General features: G+C 30.1%; 21 protein-coding genes and 1 pseudogene. 19 read left to right on the top strand and 3 right to left on the bottom strand.

All coding sequences use genetic code 11. The annotated features are described in order from the left end of the window. Positions 1–3: 3 nt before the first annotated feature. Both accB and accC read left to right on the top strand, forming a co-directional pair. Positions 4–486 carry an acetyl-CoA carboxylase biotin carboxyl carrier protein gene (gene accB / locus LO744_RS03205; RefSeq protein ID WP_230667148.1) on the top strand — a complete coding sequence of 161 codons (483 nt, stop codon included), beginning with the start codon at positions 4–6 and terminating at the stop codon, positions 484–486. 98 nt (positions 487–584) lie between these two features. Further along, positions 585–1940: an acetyl-CoA carboxylase biotin carboxylase subunit gene (gene accC, locus LO744_RS03200; protein WP_230667147.1), complete on the top strand. Its 1356-nt coding sequence runs from the start codon at positions 585–587 to the stop codon at positions 1938–1940. 58 nt (positions 1941–1998) lie between these two features. Here accC and LO744_RS03195 read toward each other — a convergent pair whose 3' ends face one another. Next, entirely contained in the window at positions 1999–4104 is a 2106-nt protein-coding gene (locus tag LO744_RS03195) for a WG repeat-containing protein (RefSeq protein ID WP_230667146.1), read from the bottom strand. Positions 4105–4186: 82 nt separating this feature from the next. On the opposite strand from LO744_RS03195, the pseudogene LO744_RS03190 reads away from it, so the two are divergent. From LO744_RS03190 to LO744_RS03170, 5 genes and pseudogenes are all read left to right on the top strand, one after another. Next, positions 4187–4321: pseudogene (locus LO744_RS03190) on the top strand (acetyl-CoA carboxylase biotin carboxylase subunit); the annotation flags it as partial. Between the two features lie 231 nt (positions 4322–4552). Beyond that, positions 4553–5803 carry an ornithine--oxo-acid transaminase gene (rocD, locus tag LO744_RS03185; protein ID WP_230667145.1) on the top strand — a complete coding sequence of 417 codons (1251 nt, stop codon included), beginning with the start codon at positions 4553–4555 and terminating at the stop codon, positions 5801–5803. Positions 5804–5942: 139 nt separating this feature from the next. Continuing rightward, entirely contained in the window at positions 5943–6701 is a 759-nt protein-coding gene (locus LO744_RS03180; RefSeq protein WP_230667144.1) for a glycosyltransferase family 2 protein, read from the top strand. Between the two features lie 69 nt (positions 6702–6770). Continuing rightward, entirely contained in the window at positions 6771–7526 is a 756-nt protein-coding gene (locus LO744_RS03175; RefSeq protein WP_230667143.1) for a glycosyltransferase family 2 protein, read from the top strand. 3 nt (positions 7527–7529) lie between these two features. Then, complete coding sequence (locus LO744_RS03170) at positions 7530–8270, top strand: polysaccharide deacetylase family protein (RefSeq protein WP_230667142.1); 741 nt, start codon at positions 7530–7532, stop codon at positions 8268–8270. Here LO744_RS03170 and LO744_RS03165 read toward each other — a convergent pair. Then, positions 8267–9346 carry a glycosyltransferase family 4 protein gene (locus LO744_RS03165; protein WP_230667141.1) on the bottom strand — a complete coding sequence of 360 codons (1080 nt, stop codon included), beginning with the start codon at positions 9344–9346 and terminating at the stop codon, positions 8267–8269. The two genes, LO744_RS03170 and LO744_RS03165, sit on opposite strands and share 4 nt — an antisense overlap. A gap of 62 nt (positions 9347–9408) precedes the next feature. Between LO744_RS03165 and LO744_RS03160 the strand changes: the two genes are divergently transcribed. The 11 genes from LO744_RS03160 (at position 9409) to LO744_RS20440 (ending at position 18235) form a co-directional block, all read left to right on the top strand. Continuing rightward, positions 9409–10383, top strand: a complete 975-nt coding sequence (locus LO744_RS03160) for a glycosyltransferase family protein (protein ID WP_230667140.1) — start codon at positions 9409–9411, stop codon at positions 10381–10383. A 4-nt stretch (positions 10384–10387) separates the two neighbouring features. After that, a complete protein-coding gene (locus LO744_RS03155; RefSeq protein ID WP_230667139.1) occupies positions 10388–11575 on the top strand; it encodes a glycosyltransferase family 4 protein in 1188 nt (395 codons plus the stop codon). Beyond that, positions 11572–11979, top strand: coding sequence for a sugar 3,4-ketoisomerase (locus LO744_RS03150; RefSeq protein WP_230667138.1), 408 nt, complete (start codon positions 11572–11574; stop codon positions 11977–11979). Before LO744_RS03155 ends, LO744_RS03150 begins: the two co-directional genes overlap by 4 nt. Next, positions 11969–13186, top strand: a complete 1218-nt coding sequence (locus LO744_RS03145) for a glycosyltransferase family 61 protein (RefSeq protein ID WP_230667137.1) — start codon at positions 11969–11971, stop codon at positions 13184–13186. Before LO744_RS03150 ends, LO744_RS03145 begins: the two co-directional genes overlap by 11 nt. After that, positions 13183–13641 carry an acyltransferase gene (locus LO744_RS03140; protein WP_230667136.1) on the top strand — a complete coding sequence of 153 codons (459 nt, stop codon included), beginning with the start codon at positions 13183–13185 and terminating at the stop codon, positions 13639–13641. Before LO744_RS03145 ends, LO744_RS03140 begins: the two co-directional genes overlap by 4 nt. Positions 13642–13797: 156 nt before the next feature. Then, positions 13798–15180: a hypothetical protein gene (locus tag LO744_RS03135; RefSeq protein ID WP_230667135.1), complete on the top strand. Its 1383-nt coding sequence runs from the start codon at positions 13798–13800 to the stop codon at positions 15178–15180. Next, entirely contained in the window at positions 15170–16276 is a 1107-nt protein-coding gene (locus LO744_RS03130) for a DegT/DnrJ/EryC1/StrS family aminotransferase (RefSeq protein ID WP_230667134.1), read from the top strand. Before LO744_RS03135 ends, LO744_RS03130 begins: the two co-directional genes overlap by 11 nt. Next, positions 16277–17185, top strand: coding sequence for a glycosyltransferase family 2 protein (locus LO744_RS03125; RefSeq protein ID WP_230667133.1), 909 nt, complete (start codon positions 16277–16279; stop codon positions 17183–17185). It abuts the gene before it with no gap. A gap of 47 nt (positions 17186–17232) precedes the next feature. Continuing rightward, positions 17233–17733, top strand: a complete 501-nt coding sequence (locus LO744_RS03120; RefSeq protein WP_230667132.1) for a helix-turn-helix domain-containing protein — start codon at positions 17233–17235, stop codon at positions 17731–17733. Then, positions 17714–17935, top strand: a complete 222-nt coding sequence (locus LO744_RS03115) for a transposase (protein WP_230667131.1) — start codon at positions 17714–17716, stop codon at positions 17933–17935. Before LO744_RS03120 ends, LO744_RS03115 begins: the two co-directional genes overlap by 20 nt. A gap of 3 nt (positions 17936–17938) precedes the next feature. Next, on the top strand, positions 17939–18235 hold the full coding sequence (locus LO744_RS20440) for a transposase (protein ID WP_394799521.1): 297 nt from the start codon (positions 17939–17941) through the stop codon (positions 18233–18235). A gap of 66 nt (positions 18236–18301) precedes the next feature. Here the strand turns inward: LO744_RS20440 and LO744_RS03110 are convergent, their stop codons facing one another. Further along, the gene (locus LO744_RS03110; protein ID WP_230667130.1) at positions 18302–18646 is read right to left on the bottom strand and encodes a phosphomannose isomerase type II C-terminal cupin domain; all 345 of its coding nucleotides are present in this window, start codon (positions 18644–18646) and stop codon (positions 18302–18304) included. 120 nt (positions 18647–18766) lie between these two features. On the opposite strand from LO744_RS03110, the gene gltX reads away from it, so the two are divergent. Beyond that, positions 18767–20275 (top strand): glutamate--tRNA ligase, encoded by a 1509-nt coding sequence (gltX, locus tag LO744_RS03105; protein ID WP_230667129.1) that lies wholly within the window; start codon positions 18767–18769, stop codon positions 20273–20275. The last annotated feature ends 16 nt before the right edge of the window (positions 20276–20291 follow it).

The raw sequence follows: 20291 nt of genomic DNA, 5'->3' as shown, positions 1-20291 counted from the left end.
TTTATGGACATTAAAGACATACAGAATCTTATCAAGTTTGTATCTAAAGCTGAAGTTTCAGAAGTAAAATATAAAACTAAAGATTTCGAAATTACTATTAAAACTCCACTAGGAGGTAATGAAGTAAGCTATGTAGCTCAGCCAGCAATGTATCAGCAAGCTCCACAACAAGTAGCTCCAGGACATGCACCTGCAGCAGCATCTGCATCTCCAGAAAAAGCAGAAGCTACATCTGATGATAGTAAATATGTAACTATTAAATCTCCAATGATCGGAACTTTCTACAGAAAACCATCTCCAGATAAAGATGTTTTTGTAAATGTAGGTGACGAAGTATCTAACGGAAAAGTAGTTTGTGTAATCGAAGCAATGAAGTTATTCAACCAAATTGAGTCTGAAGTAAGCGGTAAAATCGTGAAGATTTTAGTTGATGATGCTACTCCTGTTGAATATGACCAACCCTTATTCTTAGTAGATCCATCTTAATAGAAGTTAGATGTTAGACATTAGATGTTAGACTAAAATTCTACATTCAAATAACATTAATCTAATTTTCAAATTATCTAATTTTCAAATTTAAGAAGATGTTCAAAAAAATATTAATTGCCAATCGTGGCGAAATTGCAATGCGTATTTTACGTACTTGTAAAGAAATGGGAATCAAAACGGTTGCAGTATATTCTACTGCCGACAAAGACAGTCTTCACGTAAGATTTGCTGACGAGGCTGTTTGTATTGGTCCTGCAATGAGCAAAGACTCATATCTTAAAATCTCTAATATTATTGCTGCTGCAGAGATTACAAATGCAGATGCAATTCACCCAGGGTATGGTTTCTTATCTGAAAACGCTAATTTCTCAAGAATCTGCCAGAAAAATGGTATCAAATTTATTGGTGCTAGTCCTGAGCAAATCGAGAGAATGGGAGATAAAGCAAATGCTAAAGCAACCATGAAAGCGGCAAATGTACCTTGTGTACCTGGTTCTGAAGGTTTAATTGAATCTTATGAGCACGCAGTAAAAACGGCAGAAGAAACAGGCTATCCGGTAATGATCAAAGCTACTGCAGGTGGTGGTGGTAAAGGGATGAGAGCTGTTTGGAAAGCTGAAGACCTTAAAGAACACTGGGAATCTGCAATTCAGGAAGCTGTTGCTGCCTTCGGAAACGGAGGTATGTACATGGAAAAACTGATTGAAGAGCCTAGACATATCGAGATTCAGGTTGCAGGTGACCAATTTGGTAAAGCTTGTCACCTTTCTGAAAGAGACTGTTCTGTACAAAGAAGAAACCAAAAATTAACTGAAGAAACTCCTTCTCCATTCATGACTGACGAGCTTCGTGAGAAAATGGGTGCAGCAGCAGTAAAAGCAGCAGAATTTATCGGTTATGAAGGGGTAGGAACTATCGAATTCTTGGTTGACAAGCACAGAAATTTCTATTTCATGGAAATGAATACGAGAATTCAGGTTGAGCACCCTATTACTGAGCAAGTTGTAGATTACGATTTAATTCGTGAGCAAATTTTATTAGCTTCTGGAACTCCAATTTCAGGAATTAATTATTATCCAAAATTACACTCAATCGAATGTAGAATCAACGCAGAAGACCCTTACGCTGATTTCAGACCTTCACCGGGAAAAATCACTGGATTAAATATTCCTGGAGGACACGGTATCAGAGTAGACACACACGTTTATTCAGGATATACCATTCCTTCAAACTACGATTCTATGATTGCAAAATTGATTACAACGGCTCAAACCCGTGAAGAAGCAATTGCAAAAATGAAGCGTGCTTTGGAAGAATTCTATGTTGAAGGAGTAAAAACGACCATTCCTTTCCACAGACAGTTGATGGAAGATGAAGATTATCTTTCAGGAAACTACACGACAAAATTCATGGAGAGTTTTGTAATGGACAGAAAATATGAAAATCATTAAGATTTTTTGAGATAAACATGAAACCGCCTTTTTTAAGGCGGTTTTTTTGTAGTGTTTTTTACTGTTCAATCTTTGAGATAATTCCATCTTTAAACATATAATATTTTTTGTCGTCGTAAACATTATACCAGATATTCTTATCCTGTTTTGAGTAATCAAGCATAAAAACTACCCTATTTTCATTTTTCAGATCAAACTGTTTTCTTTCCTCATCAAAATAAATTTCACTGTTGTAAATGATGGGTGCAAGCAATACATTATTTTTAGAAACCAAACCGTATTTGTTGTCTTTCTTCACTAGATAAGCTTCAAAATAAGGATTGCTCAGGTATTTAATTTCATCATATTCTAGTGGAATTATTTTCTTGTATTTTTCATTAAGCAAACCAGTTTTCCCGTTCTTGGTCACGATAAATGAAGTTACAAGATCATCTTCGCTTCTGTGATAATAGTTATAATAATGAAAATTCACGATTTTAATGTTATCATACTTCGCAGGCAAAACTTCCTTTTCTTCAAAATCAATCAACCCTACTTTATTATTTTTAAAGAAGTATATTTCTTTGCTTTTTATGACACTTCTCTCTATTTCATAATATTCTTTTATTGGTGTTTTTTCCTCATATAGTTTATTGAGCCTGTTGCTGTAATACGTAACTGTATGCACGTTGATGTTTTCATCGTAAGCCCTTAGTACGAAACCACCGTTTTTCCTCAGAGAAAAATTACCATTATCTGATGCTAAAATTATCTTTCCAGATTTTATATCATACACAAAAAAACCACTCTGACGATTAGAACTGCTGTAAAAAAAATCTTTTGTTATTCCTTTTTTGCTGTACGTCCCGAAATTATCATTCGTTACGTAAGTTTTGTAGTTTTTTTCATCGAGATAAACGATTTCTTCACCTAGAGAATTAATGATTTTAAATTCATTAAAACAAACTCTTTCAGGAGCAAAAAGCCCTCCTGGAATAATGAGATACTCAAGATGGTTTTTCTTGTACTCATTTTCCAGCTTTTCATTGTAACTTTCTCCTACATATTGTCGCAATGGATAAATATTAATGTCTCTGTATTTTGGTTCGACGAATATTTCACCATTAAAATCAATAAGTCCATATTTACCTTTATCAGGATAAAACTTAAATAGCTCAGTTAGATAATTTTCATATTTTTCGTTCTTAGAATAATGACCGTAATCAAAGTAATGAGATACAGGTTCAATTAATGGATAAGAAAATTTAGATTTTACATCATCTTTCATCAGACGAAAATTCCCGCCTTCATTTAGATATAGATAGCCGTTTACGATTTTGCTGATGCTGTCTTTACTAATGGTCTCTTTGAAATTCTCATCAAGAATGTAATTATAGAACTTTTCTTTAGCCGCGTAAATCTTATTGTTTAAAACTTCGTAACCTTTATATTTCCGTTCTGTTTTCTGAGCGGTTTCCATATTGTAGAAACCTCCTTTTAAACTCTCTCTGTAGAACAAAATGTTTTTATTTTCAATAGGCAAAAAACCTAAATCATCATAATCTACCTGTATAGGTTGATTGCTAAATTGGTTATTTTGAAATTTTACCAGTCTTCGCTGACTCACTTTTAATGTACTTCCGTTGTACTCTCCAACAAATCCTTCTGTTATAGGATATTCAACAACAATAAAATAAACAATATTCTTATATTTTTTAACCTCAGAAAAACGGTGAATTATAGGAGGATAAAGCAATTTTCCATCTTTCGAATAAATTCCGTACTGCTCTTCATATAAATCTTCATTGGTATAAGAAAAAATAAAATCTTTCAAATAATTCTCAATTTCTTCTTTGTCGATTTGATTTTGATTTGCAAAATTAGATTTGCCTGTTTTCAAGCTCTTGTATTGAGCCGGAACAATTGTTTTTCCCAAATGATTAATTACTCCAAACCGCGAATCTTTTTCGACTATAAATAAATTTTCATCAAAAAAATCAATATTGTCGAATATCGCATGAGTAAGCTTTTTATCAAGACTGTCTTTAAGTCCAAATTTCCCTTTTTCTTCATAAAAAAATTTCTGCCGCAACATTATTCTGACAGAATCTTCCGCTTCTCTTTTCCTTTGTCCCGAAATACAGATCGTCAAAAAGAAAAAAGAAAAAAATAATAGAAATTTCATGACCAATAGATTAAAAGTAAATTTAAAAAATAAATGAAAGATATTGAAAACTTAATAAAAAATATCCACCAGCAAAAAATCATTCTATGTTGAAGATGTAAAAACGACCATTCCTTTCCACAGACAGTTGATGGAAGATGAAGATTATCTTTCAGGAAACTACACGACAAAATTCATGGAGAGTTTTGTAATGGACAGAAAATATGAAAATCATTAAGATTTTTTGATATACGTTTAAACCGTCTCAGTTTTTGAGGCGGTTTTTTTATTTATGATTTAATTTGATTATAAAAGATATAAAAACTGCTAGTCATAATGAGTTTGAGCAATATCTTCTAAAGTATCATTTCATATCACCAAAACACACTTAAATACATCTAATATTCAGCACCATTATTCTGTTGAACCATCTGGTTTATTATCCTTAATTTTGTAAAAAAGCAAAAATATGTCAACAACAGAACAAACAAAAAATTCACAATATTTCATCGAACTCGAAGAAAAACATGGTGCACACAATTATCATCCGCTTCCTGTGGTTTTAGATAAAGGAGAAGGTGTTTTTGTTTGGGATGTTGAAGGTAAAAAATATTACGATTTTCTTTCGGCTTATTCAGCGGTTAACCAAGGACATTCACACCCGAAAATTGTTGATGCTTTGGTAAATCAGGCAAAAAAACTGGCTTTAACTTCAAGAGCATTCTACAATTCAAATTTGGGAGAGTATGAGAAAAAAATTACGACCCTTTTCGGCTTTGATAAAGTTTTACCAATGAATTCTGGAGCTGAAGCTGTAGAAACGGCAGTGAAATTAGCGAGAAAATGGAGTTATGAAGTAAAAGGAATTTCTGAAAACGCAGCTAAAATTGTAGTTTGTGAAAACAACTTCCACGGAAGAACCACTACAATCGTTTCTTTCTCAAACGACCCTGATGCCAATAAAAACTACGGTCCTTTCACGCCTGGCTTTGTGAAAATTCCTTACAATGACCTTGCTGCTTTAGAAGAAGTTTTACAAAATGATGCTCAAAATATTGCAGCATTTTTAGTAGAACCAATTCAGGGTGAAGCTGGAGTCTATGTTCCGGATGAAAACTTCCTAAAAAACGCTTTAGAACTATGTAAAAAACACGATGTTCTTTTCATCGCAGACGAAGTACAAACAGGAATTGCAAGAACCGGTAAGCTGATTGCTTGTCATCACGAAGATGTACAACCGGATATTTTAATTTTAGGAAAAGCACTTTCTGGAGGAATGTATCCTGTATCTGCAGTTTTGGCGAATGATGAAATTATGAATGTCATCAAACCAGGGCAGCACGGTTCTACTTTTGGAGGAAATCCTATTGCGTGTGCGGTTGCCATTGCGGCGCTTGATGTGGTAGAAGAAGAAAAACTTTCTGAAAGAGCTGAAGAACTAGGGAAATTATTCAGAAGTGAAATTGAAAAATTGATTGAAAAATCAGACCTAATTACCAAGGTAAGAGGAAAAGGTTTATTAAATGCAATTCTAATTAATGACACTCCTGAAAGCTCTACTGCTTGGAATCTTTGTTTACTATTAAAAGAAAACGGACTTTTAGCTAAACCCACTCATGGAAACATCATCAGACTCGCTCCACCATTGGTTATTACAGAAGAACAATTATTAGATTGCGTGAAGATTATTGAGCAAACAATTTTGAATTATAAGAAATAAATTCAAATATTTAAAAATATTTCCAATTGAATAACACTCTAAATCAGAGTGTTATTTTTTTATCTAAAAAAATAGAACAAACGATTGTTTAACTTTTGTGTTTATTTTTCATCTAAGATTTTTATATAATGTGAATGCTATGCAACATCAGAAAATAAGCGCTTTGCTGATTACTTTTAATGAAGAAAAAAATATTGAAGATGCTATAAAATCAGTTTCCTTTGCCGACGAAATCATTGTTTTAGATTCTTTTAGCACAGATAAAACCGTTGACATTATAAAAAATAAATATCCCAACGTAAAACTCTATCAAAATAAATTTGAAGATTTTACCAAACAGCGCAATCTCTGCATTTCATATGCAAAAAACGACTGGATTCTCTTTTTAGACGCTGATGAAAGAATCACTCCGAAATTAAAAAGTGAAATTTTAAAAGAAATAAAAAAACCTGTTACCCAAAAAGCATATTTTTTTAAAAGAAAATTCTTTTTCATGGGCAAGAAGGTAAATTATTCAGGAACTCAAAATGATAAAAACATCCGTCTCTTCAAAAAAGAAGTGGCCCATTATGATGAAAATAAAAGAGTACATGAAGGGTTAAGTAATGTTGACAATCCGGGGACTTTACAGAACTATCTTCTTCATTTTTCTTTTGACTCTTATGATGCTTACTACAAAAAGGTCATTCACTATTCAAAATTAAAAGCAAAAGACTTGCATGAAAAAGGAGTACACTATAAAATGGCTAAGCAATTATCAAAAAGTGCTTTCAATTTCTTTAAAATGTACTTTCTAAAACTAGGTATTTTAGACGGAAAAAAAGGGTTAATACTCTCCTATTTAAGTGCTTTAAGCTCTTTTAAAACGTACGAATTCTTAAAAGAAGAATACGCATAACGATTATTTATTTTCAGCTTTAAAATTCTGAAAATAAACTGTATTTTTGCAGCAGTAAGTCATCAATCTATGAAGCTTTCGGTAGCAATAATTACTTTTAACGAAGATAGAATAATCGAAAAAAATCTGAATGCAATTCACGATTTAGCAGACGAAGTCATTATTGTCGACAGCTTTTCCAAAGACTGTACAGAAGAGATTTGTTCCAGATTTCCGAAAGTAAAATTTATTCAGCAAAAATTTCTGGGTTTTGGAAAACAGAAAAACTTTGCTATTGAACAATGCAATTCAGAATGGATTTTGTTTTTAGATTCTGATGAAATCCCTGATGAAGAGTTAAAAAATTCAATTCAGAAAATAATTTCAGAACCTCAACCCGAATTCAATGTTTATGACGCTGAATTCAACAATATTTTCTTGGGAGAAACCTTAAAATATGGAGGTTGGGGAAACATAAAAAGAGAAAGACTTTTCAGAAAAGGGTACGGAAAATATTCTGAAGACATTGTACATGAAGTCTTCATTACGACAGAACCTAAAGGAAAACTGAAAGGAAAAATCAACCATTACACCTACAAAGACATTTATCACCACATCGAAAAGTCTAATAAGTACACCTCGATGATGGCTGAAAAAATGTATAAGAATGGCAAAAAATCTAATATTTTTAAAATTCTCTTTAAACCTATGTTTCAGTTCTTTAAATCTTATTTTTTACGGTTAGGTTTTCTTGACGGGTTGGTTGGCTATTATGCAGCAGCAACAGCAGCTTTTTACACTTTTCTTAAATATAAGAAGCTTCACGAAATCCATAAATTCAAATAAATCATGATTCAGTTTTTAAAACGGATTTTGGGATTTTCACGAAAAAAAAGAATTCCAATTTTGATGTATCATCAGGTTTTACCGCAATCAATTGCTTATAAAAACGATCTGATTGTAACAGTAGAGAATCTTGAGGAACAGTTAATTTACATCAAAAATAATTTCAAAACAGTATTTTTCAAAGATTTGCAGTCTTCAGAATCTATTGAAAATAAAATTATTTTAACCTTCGATGACGGATATTATAATAATTTACAATATCTGATTCCATTACTCAAAAAACATCAACTAAAAGCTACTATCTTTATTCCTACCTACTTCATTCAGAACAACATAAATGAAAACGAACGCATTTATATGAATTTTGATGAAATAAAATCTTTAGATTCTAATTTGGTAGAAATTGCCTTACACAGTCATTCTCACAAGAATTTTGCTCAAATGAGCTTAGAAGAATCGGAAGAGGATTTATTAAAAAACATTAGAATTTTAGAAGAACAGAAAATTAACTTCACAAAAGTTCTTGCTTATCCCTATGGAAAATTTCCGAAAGAAAAAGAGCGCAAAAAAAAGTTTTTCGAAATGCTCGACAGCATTGGAATTATTTCTGCGATGAGAATCGGGAACAATGTAGCATCTTATCCTTTTAAAAACAGATTTGAAGTCAATCGTATCGACATCAAATATGGTGATTCGCTAAAAGTATTCAAATGGAAGCTCAAGTTTGGCAAAACGAAGCTTTAATTCAGTAAATTTTCATACAACCGTTCATAAGATTCAGCCATGCTTTTATAACTGAATTTTGAAGCTCTTTCCTTTAATTTTGCTATATAATTTTCATTATCTGCATTAAATTTTGCAATTCCTTCATCATATACTTTCTTCATTGAAGCTGATGTAAAATCATTAAAATAAAAAGCAAGATCACCGCCAATTTCAGGAAGACTGGTTAAATTGCTTAGAAAGATGGGCTTTCCAAAAAACATTGCTTCAACCGGAGGAATACCAAAACCTTCTGCCAATGAAGGATGACAATACGATTCACAGTGCTGAAGAAGAAAATATTTTTCGTCATTCTCTACATTTTCTAAAATATGAACTCTTTTTTCTAAACCTAAATTTTTAACTTTCTCAAGAAGCTTTTCTTTGTATTCAGACTTTGCCGAAGAAGTTATTAAAACCAACTCCCTTTCGTTATCAATGATTAGATTGAGCAAAACTTCCTGATTTTTTTTGGGAAAAAGAACACCGATATTCAGAATGAATTTTCTGTCGATAAATTCATATTTTTTTTCAGAACTAAACTTTTCATTTTCAGGAAAAATCAATCCATTGTAAATTGTCTCGACTTTTACGTCTTTTTTTAAAGTAAACAAATGCTTATTTTTAAGGAAGTCATTTTTCACAAAGTCTGAAATACAAACTATGGCATCAGCATTTCCAATGTTTTTTTGAACCAGTTTTCGGGATTTTTCAATTTTTCTGGCAGAACTTTTATCATGAAGAAAATTCAAATCATGTAAAGTAACCACTTTTTTCTGATTACTTTTTTTAGAATGAAAATAATCTGAAAGCTGATGTGTTACATGAATTAATGAGAAATCCGATGTATTTATTTTAATTTTTTTATGCCAAAACTTCCAGTTAATAATCTTAAAATCAGATGGTGTCGCAGGAATATTTTTCTCTGGCCCGAAAAGCGTATAATTGAAATGGCACACTTTTTCGTCTATCCCTCTTATTAATGAAATGCAAACATTTGCAATTCCTGATTTAGGATATTTTAGTCGTTCAACGTCGATAAGGATATTCTTTTTCATGAAAAACACGGGCTTTTCCCCAAAATTAGAAATTTAAACTTTAAAATCTTTACTTTTGTTTTATGAAAATTTGTTTAATCAGTTTTGATTTTTGGCATTATGATGAACATATCGTAAATAAACTGAAAGAGAAAGGCGTAGACGCCTACCACATCAACATTGGAGCATTTACGCACAAAAATTTTGGAGCAAGGTTCAAAAATGCCATGAGCAAAGTTTTTATCGGAAAAAACCTAAAACATGAGAAAAGGCAGAATTTCATTATCGATTCTCTCAAGAAAATAGGAAAGCAGGATCAGATTTTAGTTATCAATCCTGAAAGTATAGAAGAACGTGTGCATGAAGTAATAAGAAAATATACTGACCGAAATATTGCCTATTTATACGACAGCATGTCTAGAAATCCAGCTAATCATATTTTACATTTTTTTGACACTGTTTTTTCATTTGATGATGAAGATGTAAAAGAGCATGGATTTAAAAAAATAACCAATTATAATTATCTTACACACTGCCCTTTTGAGCAGCAAAATCCACATCTTGATCTTTTTTATATCACTTCGTATGATACGCAGAGATTGCAGAAACTTAATATTTTAATTAATCAGATTGAGAATTTGAAGATTCATTTTAAAACCATTGTTGCCGGAAAAAAAAGCTGGAAAAATAAGATTACACAGATTGTAGATTCTAAAAATGTGAATATTATTAAATTCAGAACCAAAAATATTCCTCAGCAATCATTACCTAAGCTATATAAAAACACGAAAGTAATTCTTGATCTTCAACGTGATAATCAGATGGGGCTTAGTTTCCGTATTTTTGAAGCGATGGCACTTGAGAAGAAATTCATTACAGATAATCAAACCATTAAAAATTACGATTTTTATAATCCAGAAAACATCTTGATTCTGAATGATGATTTAAGTAATATTGAAAAATCTTTTTTTGAAACGGATTATCAGAAACTTTCAGAAGATATTTATTACAAATACACTTTAGACAATTGGGTAAATACTGTTTTTAATTTAAGCTAATTAAATGAACGAAATCAAAAGAGTACTTATTTTAACTAGAGAGTACCAATGTTCCCTCAACCCAAAAGTTGGAGGAACTGGAATTTTTTATAAAAATCTTTCTTTAGAGTTAAAAAAAAGAGGGATAGAAGTAAATGTTTTTTTAATTTCAAAAAAATACTTTGAAATTAAAGAACATGATATAAATATATACTCAATAAAAGATATTTTCAAAGCAAACCCTATCCTTGAATTGCTAAGATCATTTACAGGCAAATTTAATTTTTTAGAAAAATTACACAATAAAATTTATTTATTTGAAAAAAAAATAATTTCAAAAAGGATAAAAAGTTGGATTAAAGACAATAATTACACTTTTAACATTATAGAAACACATGACTTTGAAGGCTTAGCCTTAGCAATTCCCAATAGTTTACCTTCTGTGATAAGATGTCATGGCTCTTGGACAATTTTGGAGAAATATTTCGGTTATAAAAAAGTACATAAAGGTCGTGTATTTTGTGAAAAATTGACTCTTGAAAAGTCAAAAAACATTATAACAATTTCAAAATATAATGAAAAAATAAACAAGGATACATTCGAAATAAAAAATACAAAATTAATTTATAATGGTATCGATGAAAAGTTCTATAAACCTCTTCAAAACATAAAACAAATTTCTAAATCTATCTTCTATTTGGGAAATGTATCATTCGAAAAAGGAGCAGACACTCTTCTTAAATCTTTTTTAAAAGTAATAAAAATTTATCCCGATGCAACATTACATTTTATAGGAAATCCAAATCACTATGAAAATCTTATTGAGCAAGATATTAGTTATTTAACTATAAAAAAATCTATTATTTTCTATGGTAACAAAAATAGGGAAGATATCCTACAACTTATCAACAAGGCAGAAATTGTTTGTTTTCCGTCAAAAGGTGAAAATTTTAGCTTATCTTTGTTAGAAGTAATGGCAATGCAAAAACCTGTAATATGCTCTGATATAGACTCTTTCAAAGAAATCATACAGAATTACGAAAATGGATTAATTGCTACCGAAAATAATTTTCACCAAAAAATAGGTCTTATTTTCGAAAATAACGATTTAAAAAATAAAATATCACTAAATGCGCGAAAATTAATAGAATCTGACTTTGGCATTGATAAAATGGTAACAGAAACTATTAACTATTATAAAGAAATTATATGATAGACTATACATCACCTTTTCTTATAGAATTTCCAAAGATTGGAGAATCTTCTTTAGGCTATATTTCTATTGCAGAAAATGACAACCTCCCTTTTGTCCCTAAAAGAATTTATTGGACCTATTATACACCTGAAGAAGTGGAAAGAGGTGGCCATTCCCACTTTGATTTACAACAAATACTTATAGCTGTTGCTGGAAGAATACAAGTAACTACAGAATTACGCAATGGAGATAAAGAAACTTTTTTATTGGATAAACCAAATATAGGTCTTTATATTCCAAAAATGTGTTGGAGAGACATGAAGTATAGCCATAATGCTGTTCAGATCTGTATTGCGAGTATAGAATATGATGAACAAGATTACATTAGAGATTATTCTGAATTTTTAAAATATGGACAATAGGGAACAGATAGAAAATTTAGAAAAGCAGCTTATATTTTTAAGAAAAAAATACTATGTAAAATCATTTTTTAGAAAAGCAAAGAGATTAGTAACAGATTTCATTCCTCTAAATTTAATTAATTCTTCATATTTCATCAAAAGATATATCGTAAAAAAATCGGAAGATGTAGATATTTTTTTACCTAAAACATTTTTAAAACCTCAAGTTTCAGTAAAAACCAATGTAAATGCGGTTGAAATTTTCGTACTTAAAGATATATTATGCATTCCTAATTCAACTTACTTTTTAGAAATAAAAAAAGGAAAAATTTTTTATGAAAAATGGCATAGCGATAATAGAATTATATATGTGTACAATACAACTAATCTTGTTCAGCATTCCATAACACTAGCAAAGGTGAAAAACTATAAAAAAATCACTTTCAGCACTGAAGGAATTTTTTTGGGAGGTATTTTCACATTCAATTACTATCACTTTTTTACAGAAATTCTTTCAAAAATTGAATTTTTTAAATACATACCTGATTCCAAGAATAAAATAATTATAGTAGATAAGAAAGTTGAAGAAATAGAAAATCTGAAAGAGTTATTACTATTTTTTTTAAAAGATTATAAAATATTATTTCTTGGACATGAAAATTATTATCAATTTGACAAACTGTGGCATATAACAAGTCCTAACTATACGATTCCTAATATAATGCCCGGAGAAAAATATGAGTCGGGCTTTACGAAGCTTTCAAAAGATTCATTGGAATACTTAAGAAAAACAAGTTTCGAAAATCTTAATTATCAAAAGGTAAATATAAAACCTATAGAAAAGGTTTTTATTTCAAGAAAATCTGAGTTTAGAAAATATAATGAAGAAGAAATAGCTAAAATAGCTAAAAATCATGGGTTTGAAGAAGTCTTTTTTGAAGAACTAAATATACACGAACAAATATTCTTGATGAATAATGCAGATTACATTATTGGACCAAGTGGTGCAGCATGGACTAATATTTTATTTACAAAACCTAATGCAAAAGGTTTAACTTGGCTTAGTTCTGTATGGGGAGACTTTTCAATTTATTCTACAATGGCTAAACATATGAATTTTGATTTGTTTTTTTACATTTACCCTCAAGTTTCGGAGGATTTCCATGAAGACTATAGCTTAGATCCTGAAATTTTTTCTGATCAAATACAAAAACTATTGACTCTATGATAAAAATACATCCTACCGCTGAAGTTTTAACTAATTCTATTGGAGATGGCACTATGGTCTGGCAATATTGTGTAATACTTAGCAATGCAGTAATTGGCGAAAATTGCAATATTAATTATAATGTCTTTATTGAAAATGATGTTATTATTGGAAATAATGTAACCATAAAACCAGGAGTTCAAATTTGGGATGGGATTACAATTGAGGATAATGTTTTTATAGGCCCAAATGTAACTTTCACTAATGACAAACATCCTGTTTCAAAAAATAAAGATTTTAATCTTTTAAAAACCATTATAAAAAAAGGAGTTTCGATTGGAGCAAATTCAACTATATTACCAGGAATAACTCTTCACGAAAATGTAATAATCGGAGCAGGAAGTGTAGTAACTAAAGACATACCAGAAGGAGAAATTTGGTTTGGTAACCCTGCACGAAAAAGAATTCAGCATTAAAATTCATATTTTCATTAATTTATTATGAATATATTGCCATACAATTTCCCTAAAAAAACTTGTAGTAATATATTATTATTATTTTTATCTTGTTTATATCTTGTTTTTATATCTATTTATTCTATAAATCAGTTTGATCTCGGTTACCAGCTTTCGATGATTGAGAGAATTAAAATAGGGCAAAAAATATACAAAGATTTCGATTATATAAGGCCGTTTTTTAGTTTATTTTTTTGGGATTATTTACTTAAAATAATCCCTGATCATTCGGATTTTTTAATATTAATTTCTAGAATATTTGTTATTATAGAAAGTTTTATTATTTGTCATATTATTCAAAGACTTATTTTTAAAAACTCACATATTCAGGTCACCATATTCTTACTTATTTGTTTTCTTCATTCTTTTCCCATTATGCCATGGCATACTATTGATGGAATTTTTTTTTCTGTTTTATCCCTGTTTTTTTATAATAAAAAATGGTATCTAAGTGCTCTTATTTTTGTAATCTTTGCAGCATTGACAAAGCAATCTTTTTTTATTTTTGGTTTTGTAATGAGCCTAATTATTATAAAAGATTTATATCATAACAGGCTATTAAATAAAAGCGACTTAAAAACTTTCATTTTTACAACGTTATTTCTAATTTTCTCTTTATTTCATTATGATATTTTAAACAATTTTGATTTTTTTTTTAATCAGGTTTTTAATTCATCTGCATCTTCAAACTTTTATGAAAGTAGTATTGCTGTTTATTTTTTAGAGCAAAAAAAATTAACCTTCGCCTTTATTTTCTCATTAATTTTAATTTACTTTATAAAAATAAACAGAAAAACTGTCGAATACTTTTTAGTGATACTTTTCCCCATCATTATTATTTTTCCATTTCTTAATGAAGGTATTTTTTTAGGAATACATTCATTATTTTTAATACTCATCGTGTTATTTCTAAAATATGAACCTAAGGATAAATTTATTTTTTTAATTTTATTTTTAGCTTGGTCATCCTCAATTTCGTGGGGATATAACACTCCTATTTTTTTTATTTTAATTTTTCTTTATAAATTTATAGAAAAAAGAAAAATTTTCTTTTTATTCTTATGGGGTCTGGTATTAGCAACTTTTTTCATCCATAGAATAAAATATACCTACTTATCAGACAGCTTATTAAATCAAAAACACATTTTCACACAAAATATCAGATCGGTATCAGGATTACTTATTTCAGAAAATGAGTATTTTTACATTTTAGAAGCCCAGCAAATAAGTAAAGAATACAAAGAAATTATTTTTTTACCTGGATCTCCTATTTTAGACATCATCAATACAAGATTTCATAATCGGGCATCTTGGGAAATGGATGTAGAATATCCTAGCTGGAAAACGGATTTAAAAAAATTAAAAACTAATATTATTGCTGTAGATAACCAACAAAGTTATTACAAAGAAGGATTCTATAAAAGTTCATTTACTCTTGAGCAAATAAAACAAAAAAAAATTATTAAGAAAACCAAATACTTTACCATTTATGGAAATTAAATTTCTTGACCTACAAAAAATTAATCTACTTCACCAAGAAGAAATTGAATACAATTTGCTAAAAACATTCCGTAGCGGATGGTATCTTCAAGGTAATGAAACAAAAAGTTTCGAAAAAAATCTTGCACAATATATAGGATCAAAACACATTATAGGAGTAGCAAATGGTCTTGATGCTCTCAGATTAATCATTAGAGCTTATATAGAATTAGGAACATTTAAGGAAGGTGACGAGATTATTGTTCCTGCAAATACTTATATTGCCTCTGTTTTAGCAATTTCAGATAATAATCTTATACCTGTTTTTGTAGAGCCGGATATTAATACTCAAAATATTGATATTGATAAAATAGACCAATACATAACTTTACGAACTAAGGCTATTATGACCGTTCATCTATATGGTAAAATAGCTTATAATAACAAACTTTCAGAAATTGTAAAGAAACATAATCTTAAATTGATTGAAGATAATGCTCAAGCAATTGGAGCTATTTACAAAGGAGTTAAAACAGGTAATCTTGGAGACGCATCAGGATTTAGCTTTTATCCCGGAAAAAATTTAGGCGCTTTAGGAGACGGAGGAGCGGTTTCAACAAATGATGATGAGTTGGCGTCTGCAATAAAAGCAATTGCTAATTATGGATCAAACGAAAAATATGTTAATATTTATAAAGGATTAAACTCTAGACTCGATGAAATTCAAGCAAGTGTATTAAATATAAAGCTAAAATATATTGATCAAGAAAACAATAGAAGAAGACAGATTTCAGAAAGATATTCCAACGAAATAATCAATTTTAAAATTATTTTACCTTCCACAAAAGAGAACGATTTGGAACATGTTTGGCACTTATATATAATTAGGAGCGCAGAAAGAGACAGATTACAAAAATATTTAGCAGATAAAGGAATTCAAACATTAATTCACTATCCTATTCCGCCACATTTACAAAAATGCTACCCCGAATACAACCACCTCAAATACCCAATTACCGAACAATTAAGCGACGAAGTTTTGAGTCTTCCAATAAGTCCTGTTTTAGATGAAGAATCAGTAACTTATATTATTGATGCAATGAATAGCTTTGAATAAATGGAAAACAATCCTCTTGTAAGTATCATTATTATAACGATGAATCACGAAAAATTCATCGAGCAAGCTTGTATTTCTGCAATATCACAAACTTATCCGAATATTGAAATAATTTTTCTCGATAACAATTCTAATGATAAAACTTTCGAAATTGCCAAAAAAGTACTTTCTCAATCAGCTATAAAACATAAAATTCTCAGAAATACAGAAAACTTTGGAATTTCAAAAAATCTTAACATATTAGTTTCAAACACTAATGGTGAATTTATATCCATTCTTTCGGGTGATGATTGGTATACACAAAATAGTGTAGAAGAGAAAATAAAATATTTCAAAGAAAACCCTAATACAGATTTTCTCCTTACCGATGGATATAAATATTATCAGGAACAAGATCAATTAACAGATGCTTATAGTCAAAAAGAAAAAGAGTATATAACGCAAAATATTATTAATTTTTTTCACGATAATGTTACTGAAAATAAAACTGTAAATGTTGGAACTTTCGTAAAAAAAGAAATTTTAATAAAATATCCATTTGACGAAAACGTAAATACAGAAGATTGGGATATGAACCTTCGGTTAATATCAAAAGGTTTTAAACTAGGATTTATAAATAAAAAGCTATTTTATTACAGAATTGTTTCTACCAGCCTTTCCAGAAATTGGCGACTAATGAAAGATTCATATGAAAAAGTAACCAATAAATATATTGATTATATAAAAAACGACAAAAAACTTCATAAAAGATATAAACTAAAACTTCTTCACTTTAAGTATGAAATTTTACTGTCAGAAGCTACTGAAAAAGAAAAAAATCATTTAAAAATAGAATGGAAAAAAGAAAAGTATAAATTAAAATATAAAAATCCTATTTTATTTTTAAAACTTTTAATGTTAAAAAATTAATAAGTAGTACGCTCTAATTATTCGTCAATATTTTACAACTTTAAAGGATGAAATTTATAGTTTTAAATGAAAATGAAATGGCAACCTTGAAAATGATGTCCAGCCACCATCCAAATTCTTTCGTTCGAGACCGTGCCAAAAGTTTGATCATGAATCATAATGGCATTAGAGCAAAGCAGATTTCGGATATTTTCTCAGTACAAATCAGAGCTGTTTATTCATGGATTAAATCATATGAAGATAAAGGGTTTATAGGCCTTTATACGAAAAAGGGACAAGGAAGGATAAGTGTTTTTTCTTCATTTTCTTCAGAAGAACAAAAAAGTATTTTGGATAAAATAGATCAGGGAGATTCTGTGAAAGAAACGACCTGTTTTATCAATGAAAATCTTTCAGAACGTGTTACAGAAAGAATGCTAAAAATCTTTCTAAAAAAAAGATTATGTCTGGAAAAGAATACGATGTTGGCTCAAACCTCTACAAAATCAGGAAGAATATCTATTGAAAGCAGAGCAATTGAAGAGTTTAATGAATCTGACGAAAGATGATTATTTGGATGTATACTTTGCTGATGAGAGCGGATTTTCTTTAACTCCCTCCATTTCTTACCACTGGCAACAAAAAAATGAAAATGTAAAAATCATACCCAGGCACAGTAAAAGAATCAATGTTTTTGGGATTATGTCTAAGAATAATAATCTTTTTCAGCGTCATCATATGGGAAAAATAACTTCTGATTTTGTGATTTAGGCCATTGATGAATTTTCAAAAACAATCACAAAGAAGACTGTTATTTGTTTAGATAATGCACAGATACATCATTCTAAGGAATTTAAAACCCAAATTTCAAAATGGAAGAAGTTAGATATTGAAATTTTTTATCTTCCAAAATATAGTCCACATCTTAATTCTATTGAAATTCTTTGGCGAAAAATAAAGTATGAATGGCTTCGTGCAAAAGATTATACCTCTTGGCAAACTCTTGAAAAAGCGTTGGAGAATATCTTTTCAGGATTTGGAAATATTTATAACATAATTTTCAAACCTTAAAAAAAAATGATGAATAATTAACGAATGATACTTACTAAACAAAAGAGGAGATTATCAGAAAATAAATTATTTTCTGTCATATTCATCATCCAACCTCACGATATCATCCTCTCCAAAGTAAGTTCCTGTTTGTACTTCTATGAAGATAACCGGCTTTTCTGAAAGATTCATGATTCTGTGTTTAGCTCCTAATGGAATAAAAATACTTTCTCCATAAGATAACTTTATTTCTTTGTCATCCAAGATGATGGTAGCATCTCCTTCAATGATAGTCCATTGTTCTTGTCTTTTATGATGATATTGATAGGATAGCTTTTGCCCAGGATTTACTTCAATTCTTTTCAGTTTATAATTAGGTTCGTCTGCCAAAACATAATATTTCCCCCAAGGTCTTTCGCCAATTTCTAACATATTTTTTGAATTCTAAATTTATACAAATGTAAATATTAAGATTAAAAAAACCAATATAGAAAACATTAAACATCATTAAAATATTTAATTTTAAGTAAATTTGCAGAAATTTTATTTAAAATGGAGAAAGTAAGAGTCCGTTTTGCACCAAGTCCTACAGGACCTTTGCATTTGGGAGGCGTAAGAACCGCATTATATGATTATCTTTTTGCGAAGAATCAAGGTGGCGAGTTTGTATTGAGAATAGAAGATACAGATACCGCAAGATATGTTGAGGGCGCTGAAGAATACATTGAAGAAGCTTTGGAATGGTGCGGAATTATTCCGGACGAAAGCCCTAAAAAAGGCGGAAAATTTGCTCCATACAGACAATCTGAAAGAAGAGATATTTACGATAAATACACAGAGCAGATTCTTAAGACTGATTATGCTTACATCGCTTTTGATACTGCTGAAGAGTTAGACGCCATCCGTGCTGAATATGAAGCTAAAGGTGATGTTTTTTCTTATGATAATAAAACCAGAAACCGTCTAAAAAACAGCCTTTCACTTTCTGAAGAGGAAGTTCAGAAACTATTGGATGCAAAGACCCCTTACGTTGTAAGATTCAAAATGCCTGTTGACAGAACTTTAGGTTTAGTAGACATTATCCGTGGAAACACTGCCGTAAATACAGATACTTTAGACGATAAAGTTTTAGTAAAAAACGACGGAATGCCGACGTATCATTTCGCCAACATCATCGATGACCACGAAATGGAAATCTCTCACGTTATTCGTGGAGAAGAATGGTTGCCTTCTTTAGGTTTACACACTTTATTATATGAAGCAATGGGTTGGGAAGCACCTGAGTTTGCCCACCTTTCTTTGATTTTGAAACCAGAAGGAAAAGGAAAATTAAGCAAAAGAGATGGTGATAAATTTGGGTTCCCAGTATTTCCATTAAATTTTACAGATCCTGCAACAGGACACGTATCTAAAGGCTACAGAGAAAGTGGATATTTGCCTGAAGCATTCATCAACATGGTGGCACTTTTAGGTTGGTCTCCTGCAGATGATAAAGAAATTTTGTCTTTGGAAGAAATGATCAAAGAATTTGATTTACATAAAGTTCATAAAGCAGGCGCAAGATTCAGCAAAGAAAAATCTGAATGGTTTAATCATCAGTATATTCAAAAAACTTCTGCTGAAGAATTGATGAATATTCTTAAAAACTCAGAATCAAATTTAACAATCGAAGATGAAAAGTTATTAAAAATCATTCATCTGATGAAAGAGAGAGCTACTTTCCCGAAAGATATTTACGAAAATGGAAAGTTTTTCTTCGAAGCGCCTACTTCTTACGATGAGAAAGCTTCAAAAAAAGCTTGGAATGATGAAACTTCTGCTCTTCTAACTGAATTTGCTGAAAATTTAAATTCAATTAATGATTTCGTTTCTGAAAACATTAAGCAAAACCTACACGATTTTGCAGAAAACAAAGGTTTAGGAATGGGAAAAGTAATGATGCCTTTACGTCTAGCTTTGGTAGGAGAATTGAAAGGACCAGACGTTCCGGATATTTTAGAACTCATTGGAAAAGAAGAAAGTATCGCTAGAATAAGCAATGCTGTAAATAATTTTAAATAGGTTTTCATAATTTTTC

It is taken from the genome of Chryseobacterium turcicum, assembly GCF_021010565.1.
GTDB lineage: Bacteria > Bacteroidota > Bacteroidia > Flavobacteriales > Weeksellaceae > Chryseobacterium > Chryseobacterium turcicum.
Note: the sequence above shows the minus strand (reverse complement) of the source record. Positions and strands in the feature narration are given on the sequence as shown.

Excerpts from the sequence above, each read along its gene's own strand:
- accB (WP_230667148.1), top strand. The coding sequence starts at position 4 with ATGGACATTAAAGACATACAGAATCTTATCAAGTTTGTATCTAAAGCT.
- accC (WP_230667147.1), top strand. The coding sequence starts at position 585 with ATGTTCAAAAAAATATTAATTGCCAATCGTGGCGAAATTGCAATGCGT.
- LO744_RS03195 (WP_230667146.1), bottom strand. The coding sequence starts at position 4,104 with ATGAAATTTCTATTATTTTTTTCTTTTTTCTTTTTGACGATCTGTATT.
- rocD (WP_230667145.1), top strand. The coding sequence starts at position 4,553 with ATGTCAACAACAGAACAAACAAAAAATTCACAATATTTCATCGAACTC.
- LO744_RS03180 (WP_230667144.1), top strand. The coding sequence starts at position 5,943 with ATGCAACATCAGAAAATAAGCGCTTTGCTGATTACTTTTAATGAAGAA.
- LO744_RS03175 (WP_230667143.1), top strand. The coding sequence starts at position 6,771 with ATGAAGCTTTCGGTAGCAATAATTACTTTTAACGAAGATAGAATAATC.
- LO744_RS03170 (WP_230667142.1), top strand. The coding sequence starts at position 7,530 with ATGATTCAGTTTTTAAAACGGATTTTGGGATTTTCACGAAAAAAAAGA.
- LO744_RS03165 (WP_230667141.1), bottom strand. The coding sequence starts at position 9,346 with ATGAAAAAGAATATCCTTATCGACGTTGAACGACTAAAATATCCTAAA.
- LO744_RS03160 (WP_230667140.1), top strand. The coding sequence starts at position 9,409 with ATGAAAATTTGTTTAATCAGTTTTGATTTTTGGCATTATGATGAACAT.
- LO744_RS03155 (WP_230667139.1), top strand. The coding sequence starts at position 10,388 with ATGAACGAAATCAAAAGAGTACTTATTTTAACTAGAGAGTACCAATGT.
- LO744_RS03150 (WP_230667138.1), top strand. The coding sequence starts at position 11,572 with ATGATAGACTATACATCACCTTTTCTTATAGAATTTCCAAAGATTGGA.
- LO744_RS03145 (WP_230667137.1), top strand. The coding sequence starts at position 11,969 with ATGGACAATAGGGAACAGATAGAAAATTTAGAAAAGCAGCTTATATTT.
- LO744_RS03140 (WP_230667136.1), top strand. The coding sequence starts at position 13,183 with ATGATAAAAATACATCCTACCGCTGAAGTTTTAACTAATTCTATTGGA.
- LO744_RS03135 (WP_230667135.1), top strand. The coding sequence starts at position 13,798 with ATGATTGAGAGAATTAAAATAGGGCAAAAAATATACAAAGATTTCGAT.
- LO744_RS03130 (WP_230667134.1), top strand. The coding sequence starts at position 15,170 with ATGGAAATTAAATTTCTTGACCTACAAAAAATTAATCTACTTCACCAA.
- LO744_RS03125 (WP_230667133.1), top strand. The coding sequence starts at position 16,277 with ATGGAAAACAATCCTCTTGTAAGTATCATTATTATAACGATGAATCAC.
- LO744_RS03120 (WP_230667132.1), top strand. The coding sequence starts at position 17,233 with ATGAAATTTATAGTTTTAAATGAAAATGAAATGGCAACCTTGAAAATG.
- LO744_RS03115 (WP_230667131.1), top strand. The coding sequence starts at position 17,714 with ATGAATCTGACGAAAGATGATTATTTGGATGTATACTTTGCTGATGAG.
- LO744_RS03110 (WP_230667130.1), bottom strand. The coding sequence starts at position 18,646 with ATGTTAGAAATTGGCGAAAGACCTTGGGGGAAATATTATGTTTTGGCA.
- gltX (WP_230667129.1), top strand. The coding sequence starts at position 18,767 with ATGGAGAAAGTAAGAGTCCGTTTTGCACCAAGTCCTACAGGACCTTTG.